This is a genomic window from Paenibacillus chondroitinus NBRC 15376, from assembly GCF_004000765.1.
Classification (GTDB): domain Bacteria; phylum Bacillota; class Bacilli; order Paenibacillales; family NBRC-103111; genus Paenibacillus_E; species Paenibacillus_E chondroitinus.
In genome coordinates this window covers 132809-144147 of sequence record NZ_BILW01000014.1, presented here as the reverse complement: position 1 = coordinate 144147, position 11339 = coordinate 132809, and the positions used below count along the sequence as shown (strand labels likewise).

Here is an 11339-nt window from a genome sequence, read left to right as displayed (position 1 = left end):
TAATGAATTCATGACTATAATCAAATCTCTTTATTAAGGGGACTATATGACTAATTCGTTAATTGAAAATATCATTCATGAGTACAAAAATGATCAAGAATCCGTATATCAAACATGGTTTTTGAATAATGAAGATCGATTAAAAGCTTTTAGAACAATAAAAAGCGGGATAAATGATGTGATCCGTAGCATCGAATGTCGGTCTTTTGGTAACGATTTTAAAGGTTCCCCTCTTGAAATTGTAATAACTGCTATCTCCGAACAAAAGCAAGTGTTTGAAGGAGCTTCCCATGCTTTCTTTTGGAAACCTAAGCTACGAATTCCAGATATCTATGAAAATGAGACTAATCAGTTGGCTTTTGGCCGCTTCTTAAAATCCTGCACACAAGCTAGTACTGAAAAGCAAATTATTGAGGAAATCGCTAAATTAGATAAAGTACAAATTAAAGGCCTCGGCCCTGCAGTCGCAAATATCTTGTATTTCCTTCATCCAACGTTATTTCCTCCTTTTAATACAGCGATTGTTAATGGATTTAATTTCTTATTTAATAGAAAAATAAAGCTCGGTTCGTGGACGCAATATTTAGAAATGAGAGAGAGTATTCTTGAGTTCAACGAAAAGCACCGCTCCTTTTTCTCAAAAGATTTTGGTGCAATCGCTGGATTACTCTTCGAAGTTGGTTCTGGACGAATTATTATTCCTGAAAATGCTGAACACGTTATGAAGTTAGATTTACGCAGTAAAAGTGATAAATCAAGAAAAAAACGGCATAAGGAAGTTATCGAAGATTTAGAAGCCGCAAATGAACACAGTGAGATGCAATATCATCTAGCGCGGCTCGGGACCAGCCTGGGATATAAAGTTTGGATTGCTCAGAACGACCATAAACGAGAGTGGAACAACAAAAAATTAGGGGAATTTTCTCTACCTTCTCTAGTACTCAAAGATATCCCAAAACCTGTATTAGACACAGTGGCTTTAATTGACGTCATTTGGCTGGATCATAATCAAGAAATTGTAAGTGCATTCGAAGTTGAGAAAAGCACCTCAATCTATTCAGGTATATTGCGACTACAGGATTTATCTCTATCGTTACAGGCAAACTCAAATCGTTTTTATCTTGTTGCTCCTGATAAGAGAGAAAAGGAGATAAAGGCTCAACTGCTTCGTCCTTCTTTTTGCCAAACAGGTAGTATTTCTCTTTCGTATATGTTGTTTTCTGATCTTCGGTGTGATTGTGATGCTATGTGTAAATTCGGGCATAATAGTTCTGTCCTAGATAAAATAGCAAAAACAGTTGTACATATGTAATTCAAATATCATAAAATGCGCCCTGACCTCTTAAAATATACCAAAGTCTTCTGTCAAAGAGAACAAAAAAGACGAGCAGGATGCCACCGCCGGCATCCTGCTCGAAGGTTATTCACTCTCATCCCCGTTAGAGCTTAACAACTTCTGAATCAAATATAAGCGGGGTTTAATCGTAGCCTCCTACCGCTTCAGGTAATTTTTTATACTCTGTTTTGTTCTTTACTATGTTGAACACAAACTTACGTAAATCTTCTAGCTTTTTGGCATCATGCGTTATCACACAATTTTCCTCCGACCATATGAATGATGTTATTTTTCCATTCATTTGAATTTTCCATTGGTCTTCGGAATAAGGAGTTCTCCGACAATTCGATTTTGACACCAGTTTTAAGTCCTGTGAAATATTTACTTCTCGCATTTGTTTATAAATTTTTGTCATTTCATTTTCGGAAAGCTTGATACTTGTTGTAATAATTCCGTTAGATACAAGGTCCTTGGTAACGGTTGATTCGAAAGTGTTTATTTCATTTTTACTTGTAATGCCGTAACGCACTGAAAAATTAAAATCGTCAGGCATTTTTACTAGCATAGTGTTAGCTTGTTGATTACAACTTACAAGAAAAATTAACAAAATCAAGAATAGTACTACAAATCTATAATGCCCCATAACATTCCCCCCTCACTTTACAGACGTATTATGGAAAAAAATGTTTCACAAGAAAATTCTTCTTTTGAAGCAATAAGCATTTATTCCTGTCCAATAGCTCAATAAAACAGAAAAAAAGCCGATACTCGCAGCTTAACGGGTTCCGTTTTGAGGTGCAAAACTCGAAATGGCAAGTTAAATGACACACCAATTGACAGCGTCCACTTCATGAATTCAACAAAACTGGCGACCGAATTTGTCGCCGTGTTTCTGCTAAGATATTGAACTAACGAGCAGGATAATTCGATAACTCCATCGAATACTGGAAGTATATTGGATAAATGTCTATATATAAAAAGGGGCAACGAGTGATCACTTACAAAGACACTGTTTTTATACAATCTTCTGCTTTTGAGATTATTAATTGGTTTTTACAAATGGATGAAAAGCAATATATGGCTTGGCATAAAGATCACAAGGCATTTCGACTGGTTAGTGGAATACAAGGGCAAGTAGGTCAGACTTGCTACTCTGAGGAGTATCTTGGTTCTTTTTTATTAAAATCCACTTATAAGCTTACATTGCTCTCAGAAAATCGTCTACTTCGCTTTGAGCTTGGTTTTCCCTATTCTTTGTTGAAGGGAACATGTGATTTTGAGTTTGAAGAACAATCGAACGGAACAGTAATGACAGCTCTTATTAAAATTGGAGGTAAGTTCGATTTTTTTGATACTGTTGTTAAAAAGGCAATAAATAAATTATTGTTTAAGGACGACTTGCTCCTATCTCATATGAGAGATGAAGGGCAATATCTTTCTCGGATATTTGCGGAAACGCATAAGTCTATTGAATGAACGTAGGAACGATAGCTGAATAAATTGACTGCATATTTGGCATGGAAATTGACAACCATTCTTAGCTTGCAATAAATTTATTGCAAAGTAAATTCCTTTGCCAAATAACGGTCAATTCCAGTGTGAATTTCGGCAAAAGGTTTGATTTAACAACAAAAATGGAGTGCCAAAACTGTTGCCAGTTTGCACTCCATTTTTCATGTAATTGGTTTACCGTAGCATGAGCTAGAGCTAATGGTATCTTGCAAACTTTCAACGCTGGACCTTCTTTCAGGTCTGCGATATATGAGTCGGCGAGTTGTAAATTGCGACGTGTGTACTGTTGCATCTCCTTAAATCCCTAACCGTCTGGAAAGAAATCAACACCACGTTTAAGATCCTCCACTCTATTTCGGAGGATATTTACCGCTTGTAGTCCTCTTCCGAAGGCAATCGCCTTCATTGGATCGGATTGCGTCCCGTCATGCCACGCCCATAGTTCTGATAGCATTTCTCCAACCATACCAGCCACACTATTCGTAAGACTCCTACTTGTGGTTATTTGAAATTGTTACAAGTTTCAACCCTTTTTTTCGGATGCCTTTAATTATTGCCGGTAAGGCTGAAATTGTAGATGGTCGATCATGTAGAACAATAATACTTCCTTGCTGAACCTGCGAAAGAACTTGTTGAGTAATCATTGCCGGATCCGTGCTTGACCAGTCCCTTGGATCTTCATTCCAAAGAACCATTTTCATTTTATGATCTTCTGTAAGAACTTTTGTATCATTATTGTACGCACCGTAAGGGGGGCGAAACAACGTAATTGGATTATGGTTAATTTTCTCTATATTTTCTAGTCCAATGTCGAATTCTTTTTCCTGACTATTAACATCCATGTTTGTTAATTTGGGATGTGAATTTGAATGATAGCCGATTTCATGACCATCATATACTGCAGTGGTGACAGATTGCGGATATGATAATACATTTTGCCCAAGGAAAAAGAAAGTAACTTTAGCATCGTATGTTCTGAGTACTTTTAATAGTTCTTCAGTGTGTGATGTTGGACCGTCATCGATAGTAATTGCAACCTCTCCTTTTCCTACTGAGGAAATCGGTTTTAGGGTTGAAATTTTTTTGGAATGAATCAAATTAGTTAGAACAGGTTCTTCTTTGGGCTTACCAGTTTCATATATCTCCTTATTGTCTCCCTTTTGCGGCAAAACAGAAGAATCATCGTTCTTTAAAACCAAATCTCTTGGATTTACTTTCCCACTTGTACTTGGCAAAGTTGATTGATTCTCAATTGATAAAGAAGGATCAATCAATTTGTTCGAAGTATAAGAGGAGCTTAAGCTTGTTTGTTCACAAGCTGTTAGTAGCAAAAGAATTACTATAGATAGTGCTCCTAAACGACTAATCTTTCTAGTTTTATACTGCATACTAATCCCCTCTCTCTCACCAATGCATCTCTCCCTAACATATCTAAATTATACTATTCTATACTATATAAATCTGGCAATCGTTTTATCACAACAATTAGTAATCATAAATATATTACCCCCTAGTTTGTGCCGTTTCTTTAAATAAGCAAAAAAAAGGAGCTTCTAGAGCTCCTTTTCGAAAAAATTATCTTCACTTATGATACCTCGAGGCTCCAATAAAAAGGTAGTTACTTTGCAGCACTCCAGTTTTTTCCTCCATCTTGACTTTCAATCAAGCGTAATTTCTGCGTCACAATGACAAGCCGGTTCGGGTCTGTTTTAGAAGCTCTAATCCCCAGAGGCATTTCTCCATTTAAATCGACTTTAAATGGCACCCATGTCTTTAAATCAGACGACCGAGTGAATCCTCCTTCCCCCATTGCGATAACATCCCCATTGGACAATACAATTAATTGGAACGCAGGATCATTCCCAATTTTCGTCTCCTTCAATGTGCCATTTACCAAGTCATAGCGAAACAATCCTTGCTCAGCCCCAGCTAATATGGAGTTGCCATTATCAGGTGCTGCTGCAATCGAATAAGGAGATGATGGGGGTGCTCCAAATTTGGACCAACTTGCCCCTCCATCTTTACTTTCATACATTGTATTTGTTGAACCTGCAATCATTGTATATAGATGTTTAGAATCTTTGGAGTCCATCGTTAATAGATGTGCGTCTGGGACGTCGGGCTTTGGTTGATTGGGCAGACCTGTTTCAATACTCTTCCATGTAGAACCACCATCTTCAGATTTCTTAATAAATCCGTGACCAGAAGTATAGATCGTGTTAGTGTTTGAAGGATCAATTTCAATATTCATCACATCGTTTTTACCCAAAGGCTCCACTGATCGGATCCATTTTTGATTTAACCATTGATATACACCGAGATGAGTACCCAGCCATACAGTTTTCCCGTCAGGTGCATAGCTAAACACATGAGGATGCGCTGCAGATCCAACTTTCAACTCATCAGAGGATTTGTTAGTAGCTTGACTAATAACGCCCCATATAGCAAAACCAACGAATAAAAGCAAGGCTACTGAAAGGATGAGTCCATTCTTGGAATAAGAACGATGGTTTTTATGTTTTTTGTTAGCCATATTATCTCCTTCGCAAATCTATTTTTAATGAACTATATTTTATACTACGAATAGTAGTGTATGTTAGTGTACTTGTCAAACGAGGTTTCACGAAAATACTACATTACGTATCTTTAGTTCTACTACGGTTAAATTAATCATAGAGTATTTACTAGATTCATAACAGATTACTCATGCAAAAGGAGGATATTATGAAATGGCTAACTGCTGAAGTCGAAACAAATAAAATTAAACGATTTTTCCAAGGTCTAGGGACACTCACACGGTTATATCTTATGCTATCTTTCATTACTTTTTCGGTTGTTTTCATTGTAGGAACCCTTGTTTACCTTCAAAACAAAATTTCTTTTGAACCTTTATCTACTATAACCGGAACCGCCGCTACAGTCCCTACTACAGTTTTTATAGACATGATGACCACACAAGTCCCACAATTAGAAAAAGCGTCAACTTCAACCTTTTCACAAAAAAACATTACAAAATTCCTTTTTCAGTTTATGAGTGGTATAAATCCAAAAAATCCGAAAAGCTTGGTTGCCTTAGCAATCCCTGGAATGGAGCGAGAAACACCAAGTTTACTATATGGAGGTGATGCAGCAACTAGTATTTCACCTGTTGAGTATAATCCTCCTGCGAAAGTATTTCAACAAGACGAAATCTCCTCTACAAGAGAGGAATCTCCTGCCCCTGTTCCTTCAGAACCTGCACCGAATAAGCAAGTTAATGAAAACAAAGGAAATAAATCTGTATTTATATATCATTCCCATAATCGAGAGTCATGGATTCCTGAGTTAACAAAAATTACTAATCCTGATTTAGCATTTGATGCCAATAAAAATGTAACTCTGCTTGGAAAGCGCATGAAAGAAAGCTTTGATAAGCTTGGAATAAGTGCGACTCATTCAGACAAGGATTATCCTTCATCGGTGAAAGGTTTTACCTATCCAAAATCATATCAATACTCAAAACTTACAGTGAAAGAAGCATTCGCGACCAATCCCAAGCTTTCCTATTTATTCGATATTCATCGTGATTCGCAAGGCAGAGATAAAGCAACAGTAACCATTAATAAAAAAGACTACGCACAAATTTATTTTGTTGTTGGAGAGAAGAATCCAAACTGGGAGAAAAACATGGAGTTCGCTAAGAAAATTCACGATAAATTGAACGAGAAGTACCCTGGAATTTCAAGAGGAATCTTCGGTAAAAATTCGAATGGTAATGGCGAATACAATCAATCCATTTCACCAAACAGCAGCTTGATCGAAATCGGTGGAGTTGAAAATACGTTAGTTGAATCATATCGCACTATAGATATCCTGGTTGAAATCATTGCGGATCTTATCAATGATGCAGAAAAAGTTTAATGTATCTAGAAAAATGTAGTAGAAGCCTCCCTCCTAAAATTTTACCGTAAGGTTTTAGCCAAAATGCTAAATTAAGCTGATTTTCTATTTAAATATATAATAAGAAGAATTAAACTGGAACAGGCGCTTTTTTAACTTACAAACAAGCAGCAGATCACCTTAGAAATTGGAGATAGAGAAAAACAATGAAAAAGAACATGCGAAGATTCATAGTTGTAACATTCATGTTTGTCATATTCTTCTATTCAGTGTTACATGACTATTATAGGAAAACTGGTGGATACCACTTTAGCAACCGAGTTGCTGTTCTTGAATACCACCACATTGACCCCAGCGCATCAGATTATACAATTACACCTGAAACATTTAGAAATCATTTAGCAGCCCTAAAAGCAAATCATTATAATGTAATTTCTATGGATCAATTCGTTAGTTTTCTAAATGGTAAAATGTCAGTCCCACCTGATGCAGTAGTGATTACGTTTGATGATGGTTATGAGTCTTTCTATAAATATGCCTATCCTGCATTAAAAGATCAAAACATGACTGCCACCAATTTCATCATTGTAGATTATTTAGGAACCAATCCCGGAACCCCTTTTTTGAACTGGGATGAGATTCAAGAAATGAAGAACGATGGGTTTGGTTTTTACTCTCATACTTATAAATCCCATGATTTTTCGGTCGATCAAAATGGAAATCCTGTTTCTCCTTTAACCAATCCGATTTTTTCAAAGGACAAGAACAGAATGGAAACCGAAGAAGAATACAAACAACGAGTAAAAGCAGATCTGATGAAGGCAGAAGAAATCATACAATCTAAGCTGGGAATACAAGATAAGATCTTTTGTTTCCCTCATGGAAGGTATAATCAAACCCTTATAGATATCGGAGATCAGTTGGGATACTCCTACTACTTCACAGGTCTAGATGGATTGAATACACCTGGGACCAAGTTGATTAAACGAGTAAACGTTGGCTCGGCTGATATTACCGCAAACAGTCTGCTTCGTATTCTTAATGGAGAAACAAGCGTGATTGGAAATTTGAGAATTATTTTGAAAAACATCATCGTTAAACAGCGGATGGCAAAATAACAATTCATGCTTACCTAGTTGTAAAACAAAAGAGCTATTCACTCCAAACAAGGAGTGGATAGCTTTTTTGTCAATTCATTATTCCCATTTACTTTTTGTTTATCGCTATAACAGTAACGCAAATATTTCTAAAGTATCGGGTCTCCCCTACTACTTTAAATCCTATTTGCTTAATGAGGTCTGATGAATTTCGATTGAGATGACAACCATCACAGAGATGTCTCCAAACAGGCGTCAAGAAATCCTGTAACTTTCCCAGATATCGATTGTTTAAACGGATATGTTCAAAGAAAAGAACAATTCCGTCATTTTTACAGACACGTCTTATTTCGCTTAATGCTTTTTCAGGATCCGGAATTGTACATAGTACTAAAGTGCCAACAATCGTATCAAACGTGTTATCTTCGAAGGGCAGAGTTTCAGCATTCCCAAAGATTACTTCGATTGGGACCGTGGCATGAGTTGCTCTTTGTGAAGCTTTTCTAGTCATTTTAGGATTCGGTTCTAATGCAGTCACTTTTTCAGCATGGGTGTAATATCCAAAATTCAGTCCTGTCCCAGAGCCTATTTCAAGAACATTTCCTCTAGCTTCTTTAAGCAAATCAACCCTGATTCTTGCAAAGTATTTCCGCTCTAACGGTCCCATTAAGGTGTCATAGTATTTCGAAAACAGTGAGTTCACTAATCGCACGCTCCTGTAAAAAAACTACGTTCCATTTAGCTCTCGACCATGACTCCAGGCACTCGAATTTCAAACGGGAAAATGATTTCTTCACCCATACTTGTCTCGGCTATGATTTGAGATTGAACAATTCCAGCAGCATGCAATAAGTTGCCTGTAAGACGATACTCTCCATTGCCTAGTGAGAACAAATTATTTTCAATGATAGAATCAGGAGGCATTGTCAGCTTCACACGTACATTCTTGAATTCAGGTTGATTTTCAAACCGGATGACCATATCATTTTTGCCAATTTTCAGTGGTGTAATACCGACTGCTACCCTAACGCCTTTTGCTGTAATACTTGATGGATAAATACCTTGCTCTGCTTCCTTTGGAGACAAATCAATGAGAACAGAAGCAATAATTAGGAGAATTACACCAATACAAACTTCGATTTTCAATTGTCTCAATATGTGTAACACAGAAGTAGTAAGATTCTTTAAATAGTTCCGTTGCAATACGCCAATGAAAAGTATTACTATAAACAGTACTATCTTTATAACAATTAATTTTCCCCAGTTACTCGCAATGAAACTCTCTATACTATACGTTGGCACATAATTGCTTGTCATCCACACCCCTGTGATAACAATGATTAATATACTAGCCAGGGCCCATTTGGAATACGTTCCGCCTACTTTTCTTAGCCAATCGATAGAATTCTCTCGGGGTAGCATAAGAATCATAGCCAACAAACCACCTAGCCATACTGTTACTGCCAATAAATGAAAGGCATCTAACACCATACTCGATATTCCTCCGTAGCTTGGCATAGAGGAATGCCCAGAAATTGCCCACAGTAAGACAGTGAACACCAACGTCGATACTCGCATGGTAATTTTGGGAACCCAAAACCCAACAGATAGGGTGATTATTTGGATTATTGATACCCAAACAAACTGATAGGAAACAAAATCCTGAAACGGTACATGAATTGTTTTCAACCTAAAGACAATGAGTTCAATAATAAGCCCTAACAGGCTGACTCCATAAAATAAATAAGAAAATTTCCTCCACCTTAAAGCGTCTCCCGTCCCCTTTGCCATAAATAATTGAAACAACAAACCACCAGCTAGAGAAAAGACACCTGTAAATGTAAACCAATGAGCAAATTGTAAAAAACCCACATGAGAAAATAAAGAATCCTTTGATATTCCATTGGAGCCTTGAATCGGTGTATATTCCTGAATAGCAAAGTAAAATATACCATTCTTTTCAAAATCGCCAACGGTCGCATACCAGTGAGCCGAGTAAGTACCTTTATGCAGTTGCTTTTTAAGATTAATTGTATAGTGTTTCTTGTTCGTTGAATCCTGTACCGGATTTGCTGTAGAAACTGTTTTACCAAGGTCATCAAATAGACCAAATGCGGTTACTTGAGTATTATCAGTAAACCAAAGATCGATTACTTCTGGAGAAGATAATAAGATATTTCCATCTTCCGGATTTGATTTCTCCAACTTGAACCTTTTAAGTTGTTCTTCCTGAGTCAGGGTTGTTTTTTTTACATTGAATTGATAGTTCTCTTTCACCTGATGACCGTCAATACTGAAAACATCGATAATAACAGAATATTTCCCTGGAGGGAGATCTTGCAAAAGTGTCATGGAGGCATGTCTTTTATCTTTGGGATCAGTTTCTGGTTTACCCACCGATACGAGCTCGTTTTGTTCATTTGACACTGTAATTGATCCCTTGGAAAGTTCGACAGGATCTTCAAACCAAAGATCAATTTGCTTAGGTGCCTTTTCTAATACCTCACCTGCTTTTGGTGTCATTTGCTCAATCGGTGAGTGAGCAAATGAAAAATTATTGCTAAACATTAATAAAATAAACACAAAAAATACCGTAAATCGCTTTCTCATAACAAGTCTCTCTCCTAAGCTAAGGGGAACTAAATTCTTTTCAAACCTAATACTACAAAATGTAGTATATAATATAATATGATTTCATACTAGAGAAAATTCAGTTGGTAATTTATCAGGTTTTGAACAATTTGCTGGGTTATGTACTGTAACTTACATTTGTGCCGCTTTTGATAATGACATACACCAGGCTCGAGCGGCATTACAGTAGCTGGATAAATTCGTCCTGCCTTTCCTTACCCCTCTATGGGTACATGGAGCAAACAAATTGCACTGGAAAGTGCACGAAAGTTACGTGATTGTTCGAAGTAAATAAAGTATTTTCTTAGTGCTTAGTTCAAATTGTTGGTGCATCCAAAGAAACACATGCTAATCGCGTGAATGCACTTGGACGGGATACCTTATCCGAATGGTGTTCTCCTAAATAAAGTGGTTACCTTCAACAAAATGAAGCCGCATTTCTACGTTAAATGCGGCTGTTTTCTATATAAATAGGTTGTTTACTCACTTATGTGCCGATGAGCAAGGGGGCATGCATCAATTGGGCAACAGGCATGCTCCCATCAAGCTACATCCCCGCTCGTCGCAGACTCGGCAGGACCGCACATCGTGATAAGCCACCAACCTCAGGTTGGGACTGCAAAAAAACGAGTGAACCCCGCCAGACAGTCCTCAGCCTCGCATTGTTGCTCTCCTAAGTCGTCGTCACTTCAGCAAGGTTAGGACAGGGTTCGCTCGGTCGAGGCACAGGAGTCGCTGCACCTACAGCTGCGACTCCTTACGCTGCTCGTGCTGCTTACGCCACCCGTACCGGGTCAAGCCCCGCGGCTTGTACACAGCCAGCGTCGTGGCTACGAGCAACACCAGCAGGGCGGCACCGGCGGCGACCACGAGTTGGATCTGTA

9 protein-coding genes and 1 pseudogene are annotated in these 11339 nt (G+C 37.7%); 4 read left to right on the top strand and 6 right to left on the bottom strand.

Annotation, left to right across the window (positions count from 1 at the left end):
* Positions 1-46: 46 nt before the first annotated feature.
* Positions 47-1312 (top strand): hypothetical protein, encoded by a 1266-nt coding sequence (locus PCH02S_RS17480; RefSeq protein WP_127455226.1) that lies wholly within the window; start codon positions 47-49, stop codon positions 1310-1312.
* Positions 1313-1478: 166 nt separating this feature from the next.
* Here PCH02S_RS17480 and PCH02S_RS17475 read toward each other — a convergent pair whose 3' ends face one another.
* Positions 1479-1979: a hypothetical protein gene (locus PCH02S_RS17475; protein ID WP_127455225.1), complete on the bottom strand. Its 501-nt coding sequence runs from the start codon at positions 1977-1979 to the stop codon at positions 1479-1481.
* 347 nt (positions 1980-2326) lie between these two features.
* Here PCH02S_RS17475 and PCH02S_RS17470 point away from each other — a divergent pair, with 347 nt between their 5' ends.
* Entirely contained in the window at positions 2327-2812 is a 486-nt protein-coding gene (locus PCH02S_RS17470) for a hypothetical protein (RefSeq protein ID WP_127455224.1), read from the top strand.
* A gap of 208 nt (positions 2813-3020) precedes the next feature.
* Here the strand turns inward: PCH02S_RS17470 and PCH02S_RS17465 are convergent.
* The 3 genes and pseudogenes from PCH02S_RS17465 to PCH02S_RS17455 form a co-directional block, all read right to left on the bottom strand.
* Positions 3021-3332, bottom strand: a pseudogene (locus PCH02S_RS17465) (squalene/phytoene synthase family protein); the annotation flags it as partial.
* A 7-nt stretch (positions 3333-3339) separates the two neighbouring features.
* Entirely contained in the window at positions 3340-4236 is an 897-nt protein-coding gene (locus PCH02S_RS17460) for a polysaccharide deacetylase family protein (protein WP_127455223.1), read from the bottom strand.
* A 230-nt stretch (positions 4237-4466) separates the two neighbouring features.
* On the bottom strand, positions 4467-5381 hold the full coding sequence (locus PCH02S_RS17455) for a WD40/YVTN/BNR-like repeat-containing protein (protein WP_127455222.1): 915 nt from the start codon (positions 5379-5381) through the stop codon (positions 4467-4469).
* Positions 5382-5572: 191 nt separating this feature from the next.
* Between PCH02S_RS17455 and spoIIP the strand changes: the two genes are divergently transcribed.
* Positions 5573-6748, top strand: coding sequence for a stage II sporulation protein P (spoIIP, locus tag PCH02S_RS17450; RefSeq protein ID WP_164819600.1), 1176 nt, complete (start codon positions 5573-5575; stop codon positions 6746-6748).
* 185 nt (positions 6749-6933) lie between these two features.
* The gene (locus PCH02S_RS17445; protein WP_127455220.1) at positions 6934-7845 is read left to right on the top strand and encodes a polysaccharide deacetylase family protein; all 912 of its coding nucleotides are present in this window, start codon (positions 6934-6936) and stop codon (positions 7843-7845) included.
* An 88-nt stretch (positions 7846-7933) separates the two neighbouring features.
* On the opposite strand, the gene PCH02S_RS17440 is transcribed toward PCH02S_RS17445, so the two are convergent.
* Complete coding sequence (locus PCH02S_RS17440; protein WP_127455219.1) at positions 7934-8527, bottom strand: class I SAM-dependent methyltransferase; 594 nt, start codon at positions 8525-8527, stop codon at positions 7934-7936.
* 35 nt (positions 8528-8562) lie between these two features.
* A complete protein-coding gene (locus PCH02S_RS17435; RefSeq protein WP_127455218.1) occupies positions 8563-10434 on the bottom strand; it encodes a copper resistance protein CopC in 1872 nt (623 codons plus the stop codon).
* Between the last annotated feature and the right edge of the window lie 905 nt (positions 10435-11339).